Origin of the sequence: Pseudomonas poae, assembly GCF_001439785.1 — a bacterium.
In the GTDB taxonomy this organism is placed as follows: domain Bacteria; phylum Pseudomonadota; class Gammaproteobacteria; order Pseudomonadales; family Pseudomonadaceae; genus Aquipseudomonas; species Aquipseudomonas poae.
The window spans coordinates 277329-294480 of sequence record NZ_JYLI01000001.1; the positions used below are offsets into that span (position 1 = coordinate 277329).

A 17152-nucleotide genomic window follows, 5' to 3' on the forward strand; every position below is an offset into this window, starting at 1 on the left:
TGCTTCAGCTATGTAACACCCCAGGCATTGCGGCGGCCATTACGGTGACGACTGACAGCCCTGCAGATGGAACGTGCGCCATGGCCCAAGTGAACCCGCCTTACTTTTTCGATGAGCTTCAACGACCGGTCAGTCGCAAGACCCCCTCAGAGCGCGAGCGCACCCTGGGGTTTTCGGTCAAGGACCTGGATTGGCTGCTGACGCTGTATTACGCCACGGACGCGGCGCGCCAGAACAAGGAAGCACGCGGTCACCCAATGAAGGTGGAACGGCTGCTGGTGGCTATCAGCGGCAAACCGGCGATAGTGCTGGCCGGCGCCTTCATCATGAGCCCGACGCCTGACGAGGCAAAAGCCGTGCTCTTCACGCCCTATGGCGGCCTGGAGTTGTTCGACAGCCGGGCCGACCTGCTTGAGGCCGTAGAGGAACGCCTCAAACAGCCCGACCAGCGCACAGAGCTGCTGCAATTTTTGGCCATCGAAGAACGAGATGCCTTGCCGAGCGAGGACACGCTGACGGTGAACACGGCCGCCGTTCCCGGCGCAGTGATGGAGGACCAGCGCCAAGGTATTCTCGACGCCCAGCAAAAAAACGTCGTCGCCCTGCTCGATCAGTTGCGCAAGGTTCCCACCCTGCGCTGGATGCTCGACACGCTGCTCAACATCATGGCCCGGCGTTACTTCCCCAGCCTTGACCAGAGCGACACCCGGGTGGACTTTCTCGGCAAAGTCGCCACCGATGAAGAACATCGGCTGGGTGCCTCCATGCCCCTGCGCGAGGCGTTGCTGCAGTTTTACGTCAGGCAGGGCTGGCCAACGGACCAGAGCCGTACGTTCGCCAATCCGGGCCACGATGCCAGCCACCACACCGTACAGCAACAGGCCAAAGACCAGCAGGACTGGGACAGCCTGGTCGCGCAAACCAGCGGCACCCTCTCGGCGTTGTTGCACAGCCTGCTGCAGACCTACTGGCATGAAGACTACCGCGAGGGTCAGTCACGCCTGCGGTTTTTTGCCCAAGTGATCAGTGACAAGTTTCGCGTCGACTTGCTGTTCAAGCATCTGGATCTGATCGTGAGCACTGAAGAAAGCCAGACGCTGCGCGCGATATTCCTTGCGGACCAGGCCGCGCGCACGGCCTACGCCAGCACCCTGAGTATTGAAAAGGTTCAGGTTCACGCGCCCTACCAACACTACGTCGAACTGGCCAGCACCCTGCTGATCAGCAACTCGCACGCTTATTTGTATACCCAATCGCGAGGTTTGCAGGTACTCGGGAATCTGGAGGAACTGAAGACGATGCTGCAGGCCATGCTCAAGACGGCCGGACATGAAGACGAGCTGTTCAACTTTCTGTCGCTGGATGAGCGCAGCGTGTTTATCGGCATGGATCAGGTGCAAGTCACCGGCAAGCCCGTCGCCGGTGACGTCTTTCAGGACATGATCGAGGACATCGCCGCCAAACAGTTCAGCAACCTTGAGCATGCGCTGGGTCTGTATCGACGCAGCGCCGGCGCCATCAACCTGGGCGCCCTGCTCGACACCGCGCTGGACATTCGCGCCATGCTCGACAGCCGACTGCTGGAGCAGAACGCCGAAGGACATTGGAGCGTGCACCCCGTTACCAGCGGCAACGGACGACCGAGCACGGTGCTGGCGGAGCACGCCAGGCTGCAGCTCGGACGGCTGCGTGTGATGCATGATGCGCTGGCCCTGGAGCGCAGCAAACAGGTGACGCTACGCGATCTGGCCGCCCATGCGCTGGACGCAGAACTGGCCAAGGGGCACACGCACCTGAAAGCCAATGACGTCTATCTCAATACCTACAAAACGGCGGCGCAAGAACGCGAGACTCGCGTGCCTGAAACCTCTCAGGGCATGGTCGAGTACTTTATCGCACGCCTGGCCCGCCAGGCCGACGCCCTGACCGCGTCGGCGATGCGCGGGTTTTATGGCAAGCCTGAAGTGCTCATCGCGTTGAAATTGCCCAATCTGACAGTCGCCAGCTTTAATACGGTCATCGACAAGGTGCTGGGCAGTTTTGTCGACAATGACCTGCGCGCACTCCCCCACCTGCTGATCGAAAACAATCGACCACGTCTGGCCCAGGGTCTGTTCGAGGGGTTGAGCGGCGAAGCGCAACTCAGGCGCCTGTCCGCGACTCTGGCCCCGACACACCTGGCCCTGCTCGGCAGTGTGCTCAACAACGAGAGCATGACCCGGCTGACGCGGCATGGCCTGAACGGCTTTATCCCGGACGCCTGCGGGCTGAGCCTGAACGTCGGCACACACACCGTGCCCCTGGCCAACTGTTTTGTAATGACCGAGCGCGGCGGCATCGACCCCGAGCATTCCGGTGCGGCGGTGCTGTGGACGCCGGGACGCGGCTATGAGGGCTTTACCTCGGTCAAAACCTTGCGCGACAGCCTGGACCGACGATTGCAGGATGCGCATGACCGCTTGCTGTTGGTCGAGCACCTGCCCCCGTCCAAGCGCGCGCCCCATCAGCGTTTTACCCTCGGCCCGCTGCAGCGTATCGACGATCACCTGCTCAACGACCGCCAACGGACGTACAGCCGTCTTGTGCTGGACGAGATCGACCACCTGCTCTCGATGGGGCTGAGTGCACAACGCTTCCAGGATTGCATGGACGCGTTGATCCACCGCGCACCGCCGTCCAACCTGGGCCGCGCCATCAACATCGCCCGCAGCCTGATCAATCAGCAGGCCTTGCCGGTCTGGCTTGGCATGGCCGCGCAGGCAGACCAGCGCCTGCATGTGGAACTGCTCGAACAGTACTGCCTGAGCGCGCCGCAGGAACGCGACTATCTGCACGGCATCACGCCCCTGCGTGACAAGGTCGCAAGCACTTTGAAAACCCTGCTCGCGGCGCGCTTTCCCGAGCAGACGGTAGACCCGGAACACGTGCTGATCGCACCGCGCATCGAGCTTCGCGGCCACACCCAGAGCCTTACCGACTTCGCCCTGCGCCACCTGCCGCAATTGCGCGCCGAGGATATCCGCGCAACGTCGCGCTCTGCCACACCACTGCCGGCCACGCTGGATGGAAACGCTGTGGTGCAGTTGGTGCGGCAGGTGGATGTGAAGAGCCTCTACCAGAGCTTGCTCGGCACCCACCTGAATGGCGACACCGACGACACCCGCGAGCGCCGCCAGCTGTTCTGCCGGCAAATGCCGTGGCAACTGTTGCAGTACGCCCACGAACAAAAGCTTGATGAACGCCTGTCGGATGCAGCCTGGCGCCTGATCCAGCAAGCCTTCGATATGCCCGACGCCGTGGCCCGTGCCGCCGTCAGCGGTGTGAAGGCACTGGTTCGACCGCTGGAGCTGATCGCCACCAAAGGCGCCTCCGTGGTGACGGCCCTGGGCTGCTACCTGATCGGTGCCGAAGCCGACGACCCCTTGGTGCTGTACGCGCCCTATAGCCCCCGGCATGTGTTGAAAGCGTACAAGAATGAAAGCGAGCTGCTGCATGAGTTCACCTCGCCCGGCGCACTGCAGGACTGGGTAATCGGCCAAATGCAGACGGTGCATCAGGCCACCTATCGCAACCTGCTACGTCGGCCAAACTCGGAAATTCGTCTGGGTACGTCGTCTGTCAGCGGCAACCTGCTGCACCGCTTGTTCGACGACAACCGTGAGATGCTCAATCGCATGCTCACCTGTCAATTCACGGCATCGGGGCAACACCTGTGGGACGCAATCAGCAGCCTGCTGACCGAGGAAATCCCCAGGGGCTTGATGTTCATGGCGGGCAAGCTTGCCTACCCCCTCGTCGTGTGGCGCAGCTATGCGTTGTTCAAAACCTCGGCCGAAGACCTTCAACAACATCGCTGGACACGTGCACTCAAGAGCTTTATCGCCGGCGTGGCCGAACTGGCCGCCTTGCGCGGTGAATTGGAAACGGTTTTGCCCGATGCGTCTGCGGCCCAACAGCCGCCGTCGCCGTCGCCGTGGCCGTCGCCCCCTTCGCCCAAGGCGATGACGCTGGACACCTACGCCGTGACGGACCCCGCGCGCACGTGTTTGAAGACGTTCGAAGCCCACGACGTCGCGCTTGACGCCGCGAACCTGGATGCGCAGACCCATACCTACAAAGAGAAGTATGGAACACGCCATTTTGTGCCCGCCGCAGGCAAGGTATACGCCGTGAGCAAAGCCGGTGATCACTGGCGCTTGGGCACCCGCGAGGATCGCGGCCCCTGGATAGAACGCAACGCCAAGGGTGAGTGGGTGCTTGACCTGACCCGACACAACCCGCGCTACGGCAAAATCCTGACCCGTCTCGCCGACCGTTTCTATCCTCCAACGGTCGAGCAGCAAGGCATTAATGTGGAGGCAATTGGCATGCGCGCAATCAACGCCGTATCGAGCTGGAAGGCGCGCTGCATCAACGAGGCTCTGAATGTCGCCACCTATTACACCGTGACCTGCAAACGCAACATTGTGCATTTCGCCCCTACGCGCGACCCCTTGAGCCGGCTGGGGCTGTTTTTCGGCGATATGTTCGGCGTCGTCGCCCTCAGCCCCGACCAATTGGGGCGAATCGAACGACGCATCGATGAAGTGCTCAATGAGCTGGTCAACCCCAGCCTGATCGCGCCCGACTCGATGCGTTTTGTCAGTGGCACCGACCGCTACAACCCGTCGGATGCGTGCGCGTTCATCCTGCCTGCGGATGCGCAACGCAAGATATACCTGATGGACCGCTTTTTCGATCCGCTGCTGGACGTCTATCAGAATCGCCTGAACGCACCGTTCGACATCGCCGCCCATGCACGCGCGGCCACCCTGATTCACGAGATAACCCACATCACTTCTGCCACCGAAGACCTGGCCTACCTCGACACGATGCGACCGTTTGCGGACCTGATCAACGTCAACATCAGCGGGGCTACGCGGCTCAAGACCACGCTGACCGACCTGCGGGAAACCGCGCTGTCGACGCTGACCCCGGCCTCGATGCTGTTCAAGACGTGGGATGAATTCAGTCAGCAGTGGGAGGATTTCGGCAAAAGCAGTTCGAGTGCGTCGCTCAAGGACAAGGTATTGAGCACCACCGGCGCACGAACGTTGCAGGATGCCAGATCAGTGTTCATGAGCAATGTGGACAAACGCATCGACACTATTCTGGCCAATGCCGATTCCATCACCTACCTGATCACCCACCTGGGCCGGGCGTTGGATGCGGGAGCCTGAACAGGCTCCCGGCGGTGTATCAGTCTTTCTGGTCGCGCAGCACGTTGCCCGAAGCGCCGTCGATGCGGGCTTCATACACCACACCATCGGACTTGCGTCCCTTGACTTCCCAATAGCCGTTGTCGTCGGCTTCGGCCGCATAGACTTCGACATAGCCGGCCTTGGTCTTGGCCACCTCGATGGCTTTTTCGATCGGGATCCAGCCGGCGCCCGGCTTATCGGCCAGCGCGGCGCCTGCACTCAGCAGGGCGGACGTTGCACACAGCGCGATGAGGGTTTTCTTCAGCATAGTGGTTACTCCATCGTGGGAAAGACAGACTCAAGTCCTGAGATTTTTAGGTGCGCGCTAACGAGAATAAGTTCCAATTGATGTGCATTCGCCATGATGCTGTTCTCGCGGTCCGCTCGGGGAGGTTAGAATGTGCGAAATCAGGATGAGTCAATGAGCGAAGATTCCGTTTCAGAAGCAGAATATGACGCCATCACCGACGCCGCCGCGCATTGGTGCATGCGCCTGCATGCGGCCGATTGCACCGGCGCCGAGCGCCAGGCGTTCCAGAGCTGGCATGACGCTCATCCACTGCACGCCTTTGAATACGCGGCCATGCTGGAGATCTGGGACGTTGCCGAGCACCTGCCTCGCCCTGAAATCAGCCCTGTCTTGGTGCCCTTCAAACCGCGCAGCCGGTTGCGCGCCTATGCCGTCGCCGCTGCGATTTGCCTGGTGGCGTTGCCGCTGGCGGCATTCACCGGATGGGAAGCCGGCTGGCTACCCAACGCCTATGAACGCTTCGAAACAACCCATGATGTGCGCGTGGTCACCCTGGGCGACGGCAGCCAGGTGGAAATGAACCTGGGCACGCAACTGGTCTACAGCAACTACAAGGACCAGCGCCGGCTGACGCTGAACAGAGGCGAAGCGTTTTTCAAAGTCAGCCATGACAGCGCCCACCCTTTTATCCTGCGGGCCGGCGACGGCCGGGTACGTGTGACGGGCACCCAGTTCAACGTGTGGAAGTATGAAGACCAGGTACGGGTGATGCTGCTCGAAGGCTCGGTGAAGATTTCCAGCGACACGGTGCACGGCAGTGTGCCGCTGACCCCGGGAATGCAGGCCAGCTATCAGCATGGCGATGCAACCCCCAAGGTCCGCGCGATCAACCCGGATGACTCGGCGCTGGCCTGGCGGCAGGGCAAGCTGGTACTCGACAACCTGGCCCTGGCCGATGCGCTGCCCTTGATCAATCGCTACCTGAGCAAACCGGTGATGCTGGCCGATACGCCCACCGGGGCGATTCGCATTGGCGGCATCTACAACATCAATGAGGTCAACAACCTCATCCCTTCCCTGCCCAAGGTACTGCCGGTCTACCTGACCCAGAACCAGGACGGCAACCCCGTACTCAATTCCATTCCGCGTAAAGCCCCCAAGGGCTGAGCCTTTTTTGCCAGCCATTGCGGGTCCGCGTGGGCCCGCGTGTCCATTTTTGAAACACCTCCCCGCCTGCAATCGCCCACCTTGAGCAGATTCGTCGTCGTGCCCTGCGCAGTGTTTCATCCTTGATACAGCTCGCAGGCGGTACGGGCTCTGCTTCATCGCCCGCCCCCTGTTTCACCCCTGAAACAGCAATGCCATCACTTTGCCCACAAAAAACGCTAACCCTTTGAATATAAACATCTAATAAAAAGCGGCACGCCTTCTGCTCTATGCCTGTCAGCGCTGTTTAGGGTCAGCGCGAAGACTAGGGACTGCCACCGTGGACACACACAATTTTGGCTCACTGAGCCTCCTGCTGATTGGCTGCGCACTGAGTGCCGGCGTAAGCCTGCCGGTGCTGGCGTCAGGTGAAGGGGAGATGGTGATCACACGGCAGGTGCAACCTTATGCAATAGGCCGTGAACGCGGTGTCGACCCCTACCCCACCACCGCCAATGCCAATCCATCCGGGCAAGTGCGCGCCGTCACCAACGAACTCAGCGACCACGACATCGCCGGTATCAGCAGCGGCTCCAGCGTTACCCGCAGCGTTATGCCCAATGGCGACCTGAACGGGTTGAACGCAATCGGTGCCGGCAACAGCCTCGGCGTTGCCGGCGCAGCGGGCCAGGGCGGCGGCAGCGGTGGCATCGCGGGGACGGTCAATGGCGCGGTCTCACGCGGCCTGGCACCGCTGAGCAACCTTGGCGGCATGATCGGCGGAGCGATGAAATGAATCGCTTCTGGATACTTCTGAGCGTGCTTGGCTGCTCGGCAGCCATGGCCGACACCACCGGCAACAACGCAACCATCGATAACGCGGGCAAGCACTACAACGGCATGGTCTCGATCAACCAGGCCGCCGGCGACCAACAACAGCTGAGCAACAACCTCGCCATCGCCGTGGGCCGTAACGCCCAGGCCACTGTGTCCGTCACGCAAAAAATCAGCGGCGCCGCCGCCGACCGCTCCCTGAACGCCAACGCTGCGATTCAGGGCAACGCTTTCAGCCAAGGCAACGGTGCACTGAGCGTCAATCAGTCGGCCGGGGCCCAGAACCAGATGATCAATGCCGTGCGCGTCAGCCTCACGAGTGGCCCGCAAAGCATCGACGACAGCGTCATGTCGCAACAGACCGTTGCGCTTGCAACAGACTCGGGATTGACCTCTACCACTGGCAGCCGCCAGGTCGTTACCAGCGACCAGGCCTTCACCGGCAGCCGTGGAGTGGTACAGGTCAACCAGAGCGCCGGGGTGGGGAACCGAGTGGCTAACACCCTGAACGTGCGACTCAACTGATGGAGCTGAGCCGCCTGCCGGACCGTATCAACACTTAAACCACTAATTAGAAGCAAGGAGATACACCATGAAAACCACCACAGCCCTCAAACCACTGGCTTTCGCTCTCGCTGCGCTCATGGCTGTTGCAGCCCAGGCAGGCGGTTACCACGCGCCTACCACCGCTGCTGCAACCACCGTTGACGGCCAGAGCAACAAGGGCAACACCGTCCTCAACGACAAAACCGAAAACAACGCGTCGACCACTGACTCCTACAACCACATCAGCGGCGTGGCCAACGGCAACGTGCTGAGCGGTGACAACAACCAGGGCAAGAACGACGTGGCCATCGTTTCCGGCGATGCTGACTTCGTGTTCGCCAGCACCGGCACCGCGCAGTCCAACGGCGGCAACGTGGCCATCAACGGCGGCTCGCAAAACAATGCCTCGCTCAACAGCAGCGGCAACAATGCTTCCGGCGTGATTCAGCTGAACGCAGCCACCGGCACCTCCAACCAGGGCAGCAACAGCGTTGCCATTGCTTCGGGCAATGGCGACAGCGGCGCAGCCGTTGTGTCCGGCGTGCAGGATGTGTCGGGCAACCTGACCGTGAACCTGAGCAGCGGCCATGGCTGGGGCGCCAAGTCGGTGGTCACCAACAACGCCAGCGTGAACAACTCGCTGAACTACAGCTCCGGCGTGTCGAACTCCAACGTGCTGTCGGGCAGCAACAACCAGGGTCAGAACAACGTAGCAATCACTCGCTTCTGATGCAGATCGGGCCTTGGCAACAAGGCCCCTTTCATTCCAGCGTCCAACAGGTCACCTGATCATGCGCCGCGTTGTTTTTTTCCTTCTGTGCACACTCACCGGCCCGACCTGGGCGGGGCAAATGGCGGTCGTCATGCCCAACGGTGCGGTGGTGTACAAAAAGGTCGAGAGCATCCGCGAGCGCAAGTTCGCCAACCTGGTGGAACAGAAAACCGATTTCAGCTGCGGCGCCGCCGCACTGGCGACCATCCTGCGCCAGGCCTATTGGATGGACGTGGATGAAGACCACATCATCAAGGGCATGCTGGTCAACGCCGACCAGGAGCTGGTGCGCACCCAGGGCTTCTCGATGCTCGACATGAAGCGCTACCTGGAAAGCATCAACATGCGCGCCAAGGGCTATCGCATCGCTCCTGACGTGCTGATCACCGTGAAGGTGCCGGTCGTGGTCCTGCTGGAAATTCGCGGCTACAAGCATTTTGTGGTGTTGCAGCGGGCCGACAAGGAGTGGGTGTACATCGGCGATCCGGTCCTGGGCAACAAGCGCTACGCCAGGGACGATTTCGTCAAGGGCTGGAATGGCATCGTGTTCGCCGTGATCGGTGAAGGTTATGACAAGACCAACGCCCTGCTCACCCCGCGTGTGCCGCTGACCGCCAGGAACCAGTTCAACGCGTTCAGCCCGGTACGCGACAGCGAATTGATGGAATTCGGTTTTATCCAGAGCGACTTCTTCTAGAAGCGCAATAAGGGGCAGGACGCTCCAGGAGCACACGATGAACACTTTCCGTTGGTTGACGGTCATCTGCCTGGCCGCCGCTGCACCGGCGCATGCGTCCTCGGCGTTCAAGCCGATCGAGCTCAAGGACGCTGAAATGGCCGACCTGCGCGGGCGTTATGTGATGCCGGGGCGCATTGTCAGCTTTGGCATCGTCATGAGCAGCACCTGGACCAACGCCGCCGGCGCCACCGTGACCGGCAGCGCGGCCATGCAGGTCAATGCGTCCACCGTCACCCCGCAATTTTATGTGCAGATCTCCGGTAACGATGGCACGGGCGGCGGCAGGCAGCCTGAAGGCAGCGGCACGGTCACAGGTGGCGCGGGCCTGGGCACCGGCCAGGGCGTGGTGCAGAGCGTTCGCGCGGCCGGAGACGGCAACACGGCCACCAACGGCGTGGATATCAATGTGAGCAAGAACGGATTGGCCCCGGCCAACTACGCGCAGTCCGGTCAGGCGTTGCTGGCGGGCCAACCGGTTACCGGTGGCACGGCGGCAGGCCAGGTGACAGTGAGCGCGAACAATGGCGGGCTGCAAATGGCGCTCCAGGCCAGCAGCAACCAGGGCAATGTCGTGCAACAGATCGGCGCCGGCAACGTGCTGCAAGGCACCGTCATTCAAGGCAACGGCAATGCCGTAAACAACCTGACCCAACTCAATGTGGTCATGGGCAACAACGGTTTTAACAACGTCACGCAGAACCTCAACCTGGATCAACTCAAGGGCCTTCGCCCCTCCGGTTATTGAACTTCGCTGAGCCTTCGACACTTTCGCATCAAAAAATGGGACGGCTTATTTCATGCATCGATCTGTATCACTACGTGCCGTGGTTTGCTTGAGTACACTCCTGCCCGCCTCCGTGCTCTATGCCGCACCGGACGCTGATATCGAAACACTGAAACAGGAACTGCTGGAGCTCAAGCAACGCTATGAAGTGCAGCAAAAAGCACTGGCCGTACTGGAGCAACGTGTTAGGCAAGTAGAAGATCAACCCGCAACACCCGCCCCCAAACGCTTGGCCAAATCCCCTGCCGACTTCCAGAAAGGCGGCGCCACCGTGGCCGGCCATACGCCAGGCGTGGGTGCGGCGGCGGCCTCCGGCGGCGCGGGCGGTGGCAGTTCCTACGGGCAAAACCTCAAGGACGACTCGGCCCCGGCGCAAAGTGTGAGCAACCTGTACAACGAAGCCAGTGGATTTTTCGGCAACGGCAGGTTCAGTCTGGAAACCGGCATCACTTACGCGCGCTACGATGCACGCCAATTGTCCCTCAACGGCTTTCTCGCGCTGGACTCGATCTTCCTCGGCAATATCAACCTGGACCGCATCAAGTCGGACAGTTGGACCCTGGACCTGACCGGGCGCTACAACCTGGACAACCGCTGGCAGTTCGACCTGAACGTGCCGGTGGTGTACCGCGAATCCACCTACCAGTCGGGCGGCGCCGGCGGCAGCTCCACCGCCATGTCGGAAGGCTCGGTGACCCGCGACCCGACCATCGGCGATGTCAACGCCGGCGTCTCCTACAAGTTCCTCGACGAAAGCGCCCACCTACCCGATGCGGTGGTGTCGGTGCGGGTCAAGGCCCCGACCGGGGCAGACCCGTATGGCATCAAGCTGATCCCGAAACCGGGCAACGACAACCTCGCCATTCCGGAGAGCCTGCCCACCGGCAATGGCGTGTGGTCAGTGACACCCGGCATCTCGCTGGTCAAGACCTTCGATCCGGCGGTGCTGTTCGGTTCGCTGTCCTACACCCATAACTTCGAAGACTCGTTCAGCGACATCAGCCCCAACGTCAACCAGAAAGTCCCCGGCAAGATCCAACTGGGCGACAGCTTCCAGTTCGGCGTGGGCGTGGCGTTCGCGTTGAACGAGAAGATGAGCATGTCGTTCTCGGTGTCCGACGTGATACAGCGCAAAAGCAAGGTCAAGCAGAGCGGGCAGGATTGGCAGTCGGTGGTGTCCAGCGATGCCAACGCGGGCTATTTCAACGTGGGCATGACGATTGCGGCCTCGGATAACCTGACCATCGTGCCGAACCTCGCGATCGGCATGACAGACGATGCGCCGGACTTTACGTTCAGCCTGAAATTTCCGTATTACTTCTGATAGCAGCAATTGTGGCTTCTGTTAGCCACAACCTCTCACCCCTGTGGCGAGCAGGCTTGTCCTGCGTTGGGCTGCGCAGCAGCCCCAAAACCAGGCCCTGAGCCGTATCAGGTACACCGCGTTTTGCTGGAGTGGGGGCGCTTCGCACCCCAACGCGGGGCAAGCCCGCTCGCTACGGAAAACCCGCTTAACCGCGACAAGCCCGCTAGCCTCAGGGTTTGGACGTGGAGTGGGCTAGGCCTAGCGAATCTGGTGCTTGTGCAATAACCGGTAAAACGTAGGCCGGGAAATGCCCAGCACCCGTGCGGCAATGCTCAGATTATCGCTGTGCCGGTTGAGCACGTCGCATAACGCCTGGCGTTCGGCGCGGTGCTTGTAGTCTTCCAGGGTGGCCATGGCTGGCGACACTGCCCGCTTGCCCAGCAAGCCGAGGTCGGTGGCCTCGATCTGGCGGCCTTCGGCAAGCACCAGGCCTCGGCGTACGCGGTTGGCCAGTTCACGCACGTTGCCCGGCCAGGGATGCTGCCCCATGGCAACCAGCGCCTCTTCGCTGAAACTGCGCGGGCGGCGGCCGGTTTCCTGACTGTAGAAGCGCGAAAAGTGGTTGGCCAGCATCGCGACGTCACCGTGCCGTTCGCGCAGCGGCGCAGTGGCCACTTGCAGCACGTTCAGGCGGTAATACAGGTCTTCGCGAAAAGTGCCCTTGGCCACCGCCGCTTCGAGGTCGACGTGGGTTGCCGCCAATACCCGCACATCCACCGGGATCGGCTGGCTGCCACCGACGCGCTCGACCTGCTTTTCCTGAAGAAAACGCAGCAGGTTCGCTTGCAGTTCCATCGGCAGGTCGCCGATTTCATCGAGAAACAGGGTGCCGCCATTCGCGGCTTCGATGCGGCCGATCTTGCGCTGATGGGCGCCGGTAAACGCACCTTTTTCATGGCCGAACAGTTCGGACTGGATCAGGTGCTCGGGGATCGCGCCGCAGTTGATCGCCACGAATGGCCTGGCATGCCGCTGGGATTGGCGGTGCAGGGTTTTGGCGACCAGTTCCTTGCCGGTGCCGCTGTCACCGCGAATCAGCACCGGGGACTCGGTGGGCGCCAACTTCGATAACAATTTGCGCAGTTCGCGGATCGCCCGGCTGTCACCGAGCAATTCGTGCTCGGGTCCGTCCACCGGCGTGTTGCCCTTGCCGCGCAGGCGCGCCATGCCGAACGCACGGCCGAGGATGACCTGCACCCGCGACACATCGAACGGCAGGGTATGGAAGTCGAAAAACCACTCACAGACAAAATCGCCAACGTTCTGCAGGCGCAACACGTCTTGATCGAGCACGGCAATCCACTCGGTGCCGCTGCGGCTGATCAGTTCCTTGACGGCTTCGGGCCGCTCCAGGTGATACGGCTGCAAACGCAACAAGCCGATATCACAGGAGCGGTCGCCTACCGCTTCCAGCGCGCAGCTGTCCACGTCCCAGCCGGCGGCGCGCAAACCGGGCAGCAGGCCGTGACAATCTTCACAGGGGTCAACCACAAGCAAGCGTCGCTGAACAGGTGTAACAATCATGACTATTCCTTGGCGTCAAAATTGTTAATTTTATTTATAAACAAGGGGTTGGGACGCCTGATCACAGGCTATCAATTTATTGACGAACGCTATGTAACATTTCGCTATAAGTGCGGGCAAAAAGCCATCCTTCGCCTGCACAGCACCTCGCCGTAAAAATTAATTACGTCAGTATGTGACCCATACCCGGGCATCGTGCATCAGTACAAGTAACCCACCGCACGGTCAGCCCAACCGCCGGTGCTGACTTGAATGGGCATACAGAGAGAAGACTTACATGAACGCCCCGCTCCGCATCAACGAAGCTCTTTTGATCGCAGACCGTGCCTTCCAGCCCTTTCAGTGCGTGGCCTGGCATGACGGCGTTGGCGCCCTCAGCCTGAGCGTCATCGACCGCACCAACACCCGCATCGGCAGCCGGCAGCTGTCGTCGAGCGCTTACACTGATCCTGCGCAACTGGAAGATCTGTTGCTGCAGGCCCGCGCCGAACTCGACGAACATGGCTATCAGTTGCAATCCTGGGCGATGCCCAAGTAAGACGACGCACTTGACGGGCGATCACTGCACCCAGTGATCGCCCGTTGCGCTTTTTCAGGACAGTGAGCGTGGCGCGAGAATAAAGCGTTCGAACGCTTCCGCCGCGCCGTCTTCCAGATTGCTGCCGGTGACGACAGTGGCCTGGTGTTTGACGGTTTCCTCGGCCTGGCCCATGGCAATCGACAACCCGGCCACATGAAACATGGCCGGGTCATTGCCGCCGTCGCCGATGGCGGCGGTTTGCGCAAGCGGCACCCCAAGGTGGGCCGCCAGGGTCTTCAAGGCCTCACCCTTGTTGGCCAGCATCGCCGTCACATCCAGGTAAACCGGTTGCGAACGCGACACCTGGGCCAGACCTTCTACCTTGGGATGCAACTGCGCTTCCAGCTCCACCAGCAATCGGGTGTTGTTGCTGGCCGCGACAATCTTGTCGACCCGATCCAGATACGGCTCGAAACTCTCCACCACGATGAGGCCATAGCCCAGCCCTTGGGCCTCGCGCGGCTCCATTGGCCCGGGCGGATCACGCCGCAACCAGTCACCGTCGGCGAATACCCAGACCTCCACGTCCGGCTCGGCCGAGAACAGCGCCAGGGCAATCAGCGCCGCCTCCGCCGGCAAGTGGTGGGCAACCAGGATGCTGCCATCGGGGTTGATCAGCGTGCCGCCGTTGAAGCCCGCCACTGGCACATCAATGCCGAAGGCCTCGATCAGGTGATGCATGGCCTTGGGCGGTCGGCCACTGGCCAGGCTGAAAAACACCCCGGCCTCGCGCAGCGCCCGCACCGCATCGGCGGTGCGCTGGCTGAGGCGGTGGTCCGGATGCAGCAAGGTGCCGTCCACGTCACTCAGGATAAAACGGATGGGATGGATCGCGGCGTCACTCATCCGAGGCGGTGCCAGGTGCGACCGTCGCGGGCCAGCAGTGCATCGGAGGCGGCGGGGCCGTCCTCGCCCGCCTTGTACGTCTGGATGCCGTCGTCCTGCTGCCATGCGTCGAGGAACGGCTGCACCGCACGCCAGCCGTTTTCGATGTTGTCGGCCCGCTGGAACAGGGTCTGGTCGCCGGTCATGCAGTCGTAGATCAGGGTTTCGTACCCGGTCGACGGCTGCATCTCGAAGAAGTCCTTGTAGGCAAAGCCCAGCTTGATGTTGGCCATGTCCAGGGTCGGGCCGGGCTTTTTCGCCAGCAAGTCGAACCACATACCCTCGTTGGGCTGGATCTGGATTTTCAGGTAGGTGGGCTTGAGTTCATCCACGTCGGTGTCGCGAAACTGCGCGTAGGGCGCAGGCTTGAAGCAGATCACGATTTCGGTGTCACGCACGCTCATGCGCTTGCCGGTGCGCAGATAGAACGGCACGCCGACCCAGCGCCAGTTGTCGATCATCACCTTGAGGGCGACAAAGGTCTCGGTGCTGCTGTCGGGCGCCACGTTGTCTTCTTCGCGATAGCCGGGCAGCGACTTGCCGCCGATTTCGCCAGCGGTGTACTGCCCGCGCACAGAGTTGGCCCGCGCATCTTCCAGCGACCAGGGCCGCACGGCGCCGATCACCTTGGCCTTTTCACCGCGTACCGCGTCGGCACCGAAGGCCGCTGGCGGTTCCATGGCGACCATCGCCAGCAACTGGAACAGGTGGTTGGGCACCATGTCGCGCAGGGTGCCGGTTTTCTCGAAGAAATTACCCCGCGTTTCCACGCCGACGGTCTCGGCGGCGGTGATCTGCACGTGGTCGATGTAATGGTTGTTCCAGAACGCTTCGAACAGCACGTTGGAAAAACGGCTGATCAGGATGTTCTGCACCGTCTCCTTGCCCAGGTAATGATCGATGCGATAGATCTGCTTCTCGCTCATCACCTTGAGCAGGCACGCGTTAAGCGCTTCGGCAGTGGCCAGGTCGGAGCCGAACGGCTTCTCGATGACCACGCGGCGAAAGCTCTCGTCGGTTTCCGTCAACAAACCGGCGCTGCCCAGGCGCTGCACCACTTCACTGAAGAAGCGCGGTGCAGTGGCCAGGTAGAACACCGCATTGCCGGTGCCGCTCTCGGCGATTTTCTTGCCGATGTCGGCGTAGGTGCTGTCGTCGAGGAAGTCGCCCTCGACGTAGCTGATGCCTTTGGCCAACTGCGCCCACAGCTCGGGGTCGAGGGCATGCTCGGCATTGCCCTTGACCTTGCTCGCGGCTTCGGTGCGAATGAAATCCTCGAGCTTCTTGGCGAAGTCGGCGTCACTGATGGCGTTGTGATCAACGCCGACAATGCGCAGACCATCGCCCAGCAAGCCGTCACGGCTGAGGTTGTACAACGCCGGCATCAGCAGGCGCTTGACCAGGTCGCCATGGGCGCCGAACAGGAACAATGTCGTGGGCGGTGCGGGTTCGGCCTCTGGTTTCTTGCCGTTGGCGGTCATTTTTTGGAAGTCTCCACGTGACCACCAAAGCCGAAGCGCATGGCAGAGAGCATTTTGTCGCCGTAGGTACTTTGCTGACGCGAGCGGAAGCGCGCGAACAGCGAGGTGGACAGCACCGGAACCGGCACGGCCTGTTCCATGGCGGCTTCGATGGTCCAACGGCCTTCGCCGCTGTCGGCAACGGAACCCGAGTAACCGTCGAGCTTCGGGTCAGTAGCCAGTGCGTCGGCGGTCAGGTCCAGCAACCACGACGACACCACGCTGCCCCGGCGCCAGACTTCAGCGATGTCAGCCACGTTGAGGTCAAAGCGCTGATCCTGGGGCAGATTGTCCGAGTTCTTGGTCTTGAGGATGTCAAAGCCTTCGGCGAACGCTTGCATCATCCCGTACTCGATGCCGTTGTGGATCATCTTGACGAAATGCCCGGCGCCCGCAGGCCCGGCGTGGATATAGCCGTGCTCGGCGCGTGGATCGGCGCTGGCGGAACGGTCCTTGGTACGCGGGATGTTGCCAACGCCCGGGGCCAGGCTTTTGAAGATCGGGTCGAGGCGCTGCACGGTCTCGACGTCGCCGCCGATCATCATGCAATAGCCGCGCTCCAGGCCCCAAACGCCGCCCGAGGTGCCCACGTCCACATAATGCAGACCCTTTTCCGCCAGGGCCTTGCCACGGCGCACGTCGTCCTTGTAGTTGGTATTGCCGCCGTCGATGATCACATCACCGTCTTCGAGCAGCTCGCTCAACTCATTGATAGTGTCTTCGGTCGGGTCGCCTGCCGGCAACATGACCCACACGGCGCGAGGCTTCTGCAGCCCGGCCACCAGGGCTTTCACGTCGGCGACACCCGTGGCGCCCTCCTCGCTCAAGCCTTTGACGAATGCTTCGTTACGGTCGTAAACAACGGTGGTATGCCCATTGAGCATCAGGCGCCGCGCAATGTTACCGCCCATGCGGCCTAGTCCAATAATCCCCAGTTGCATGTGCTGATGCTCCTAACTGCTAAAA

General features: G+C 61.5%; 14 protein-coding genes. 9 read left to right on the forward strand and 5 right to left on the reverse strand.

Features of this window, described 5'->3' with window-relative positions; translation table 11 throughout:
* Nucleotides 1–80: 80 nt before the first annotated feature.
* Nucleotides 81–5219 carry a dermonecrotic toxin domain-containing protein gene (locus TU75_RS00985; protein ID WP_060547955.1) on the forward strand — a complete coding sequence of 1713 codons (5139 nt, stop codon included), beginning with the start codon at nt 81–83 and terminating at the stop codon, nt 5217–5219.
* 19 nt (nt 5220–5238) lie between these two features.
* On the opposite strand, the gene TU75_RS00990 is transcribed toward TU75_RS00985, so the two are convergent.
* Nucleotides 5239–5508: a PepSY domain-containing protein gene (locus TU75_RS00990; RefSeq protein ID WP_003236351.1), complete on the reverse strand. Its 270-nt coding sequence runs from the start codon at nt 5506–5508 to the stop codon at nt 5239–5241.
* Nucleotides 5509–5661: 153 nt separating this feature from the next.
* On the opposite strand from TU75_RS00990, the gene TU75_RS00995 reads away from it, so the two are divergent.
* From TU75_RS00995 to TU75_RS01025, 7 genes are all read left to right on the forward strand, one after another.
* Nucleotides 5662–6657, forward strand: a complete 996-nt coding sequence (locus TU75_RS00995; RefSeq protein WP_060547956.1) for a FecR family protein — start codon at nt 5662–5664, stop codon at nt 6655–6657.
* A gap of 319 nt (nt 6658–6976) precedes the next feature.
* Nucleotides 6977–7432, forward strand: a complete 456-nt coding sequence (locus TU75_RS01000) for a hypothetical protein (protein WP_060547957.1) — start codon at nt 6977–6979, stop codon at nt 7430–7432.
* On the forward strand, nt 7429–7995 hold the full coding sequence (locus TU75_RS01005; protein ID WP_060547958.1) for a hypothetical protein: 567 nt from the start codon (nt 7429–7431) through the stop codon (nt 7993–7995). The genes TU75_RS01000 and TU75_RS01005 overlap by 4 nt, the downstream gene beginning before the upstream one ends.
* 67 nt (nt 7996–8062) lie before the next feature.
* Complete coding sequence (locus tag TU75_RS01010; protein ID WP_003236359.1) at nt 8063–8746, forward strand: hypothetical protein; 684 nt, start codon at nt 8063–8065, stop codon at nt 8744–8746.
* Nucleotides 8747–8807: 61 nt separating this feature from the next.
* Nucleotides 8808–9485: a C39 family peptidase gene (locus TU75_RS01015; protein ID WP_060547959.1), complete on the forward strand. Its 678-nt coding sequence runs from the start codon at nt 8808–8810 to the stop codon at nt 9483–9485.
* Nucleotides 9486–9522: 37 nt separating this feature from the next.
* Nucleotides 9523–10272 (forward strand): hypothetical protein, encoded by a 750-nt coding sequence (locus TU75_RS01020; RefSeq protein ID WP_060547960.1) that lies wholly within the window; start codon nt 9523–9525, stop codon nt 10270–10272.
* 52 nt (nt 10273–10324) lie between these two features.
* Nucleotides 10325–11635, forward strand: coding sequence for a hypothetical protein (locus TU75_RS01025; protein WP_015372235.1), 1311 nt, complete (start codon nt 10325–10327; stop codon nt 11633–11635).
* A 240-nt stretch (nt 11636–11875) separates the two neighbouring features.
* Here the strand turns inward: TU75_RS01025 and TU75_RS01030 are convergent, their stop codons facing one another.
* Complete coding sequence (locus TU75_RS01030; protein ID WP_060547961.1) at nt 11876–13201, reverse strand: sigma-54 dependent transcriptional regulator; 1326 nt, start codon at nt 13199–13201, stop codon at nt 11876–11878.
* A 277-nt stretch (nt 13202–13478) separates the two neighbouring features.
* Here TU75_RS01030 and TU75_RS01035 point away from each other — a divergent pair, with 277 nt between their 5' ends.
* Nucleotides 13479–13739: a hypothetical protein gene (locus TU75_RS01035; RefSeq protein WP_003236370.1), complete on the forward strand. Its 261-nt coding sequence runs from the start codon at nt 13479–13481 to the stop codon at nt 13737–13739.
* Nucleotides 13740–13793: 54 nt separating this feature from the next.
* Here the strand turns inward: TU75_RS01035 and TU75_RS01040 are convergent, their stop codons facing one another.
* The 3 genes from TU75_RS01040 to gnd are packed head-to-tail and all read right to left on the reverse strand — an operon-like array spanning nt 13794 to nt 17127.
* Complete coding sequence (locus tag TU75_RS01040; protein WP_060547962.1) at nt 13794–14627, reverse strand: Cof-type HAD-IIB family hydrolase; 834 nt, start codon at nt 14625–14627, stop codon at nt 13794–13796.
* Nucleotides 14624–16147 (reverse strand): glucose-6-phosphate dehydrogenase, encoded by a 1524-nt coding sequence (zwf, locus tag TU75_RS01045; protein ID WP_003236374.1) that lies wholly within the window; start codon nt 16145–16147, stop codon nt 14624–14626. The genes TU75_RS01040 and zwf overlap by 4 nt, the downstream gene beginning before the upstream one ends.
* Nucleotides 16144–17127, reverse strand: a complete 984-nt coding sequence (gnd, locus tag TU75_RS01050; RefSeq protein WP_003236376.1) for a phosphogluconate dehydrogenase (NAD(+)-dependent, decarboxylating) — start codon at nt 17125–17127, stop codon at nt 16144–16146. The genes zwf and gnd overlap by 4 nt, the downstream gene beginning before the upstream one ends.
* Nucleotides 17128–17152 lie beyond the last annotated feature (25 nt).

What these genes read in the sequence shown, in the direction of transcription:
- TU75_RS01030 (WP_060547961.1), bottom strand. Translation starts at nt 13,201, where the DNA reads ATGATTGTTACACCTGTTCAGCGACGCTTGCTTGTGGTTGACCCCTGT.
- TU75_RS01025 (WP_015372235.1), top strand. Translation starts at nt 10,325, where the DNA reads ATGCATCGATCTGTATCACTACGTGCCGTGGTTTGCTTGAGTACACTC.
- TU75_RS00995 (WP_060547956.1), top strand. Translation starts at nt 5,662, where the DNA reads ATGAGCGAAGATTCCGTTTCAGAAGCAGAATATGACGCCATCACCGAC.
- TU75_RS01035 (WP_003236370.1), top strand. Translation starts at nt 13,479, where the DNA reads ATGAACGCCCCGCTCCGCATCAACGAAGCTCTTTTGATCGCAGACCGT.
- TU75_RS01020 (WP_060547960.1), top strand. Translation starts at nt 9,523, where the DNA reads ATGAACACTTTCCGTTGGTTGACGGTCATCTGCCTGGCCGCCGCTGCA.
- TU75_RS01005 (WP_060547958.1), top strand. Translation starts at nt 7,429, where the DNA reads ATGAATCGCTTCTGGATACTTCTGAGCGTGCTTGGCTGCTCGGCAGCC.
- TU75_RS00985 (WP_060547955.1), top strand. Translation starts at nt 81, where the DNA reads ATGGCCCAAGTGAACCCGCCTTACTTTTTCGATGAGCTTCAACGACCG.
- TU75_RS01015 (WP_060547959.1), top strand. Translation starts at nt 8,808, where the DNA reads ATGCGCCGCGTTGTTTTTTTCCTTCTGTGCACACTCACCGGCCCGACC.
- TU75_RS00990 (WP_003236351.1), bottom strand. Translation starts at nt 5,508, where the DNA reads ATGCTGAAGAAAACCCTCATCGCGCTGTGTGCAACGTCCGCCCTGCTG.
- gnd (WP_003236376.1), bottom strand. Translation starts at nt 17,127, where the DNA reads ATGCAACTGGGGATTATTGGACTAGGCCGCATGGGCGGTAACATTGCG.
- TU75_RS01040 (WP_060547962.1), bottom strand. Translation starts at nt 14,627, where the DNA reads ATGAGTGACGCCGCGATCCATCCCATCCGTTTTATCCTGAGTGACGTG.
- TU75_RS01010 (WP_003236359.1), top strand. Translation starts at nt 8,063, where the DNA reads ATGAAAACCACCACAGCCCTCAAACCACTGGCTTTCGCTCTCGCTGCG.
- zwf (WP_003236374.1), bottom strand. Translation starts at nt 16,147, where the DNA reads ATGACCGCCAACGGCAAGAAACCAGAGGCCGAACCCGCACCGCCCACG.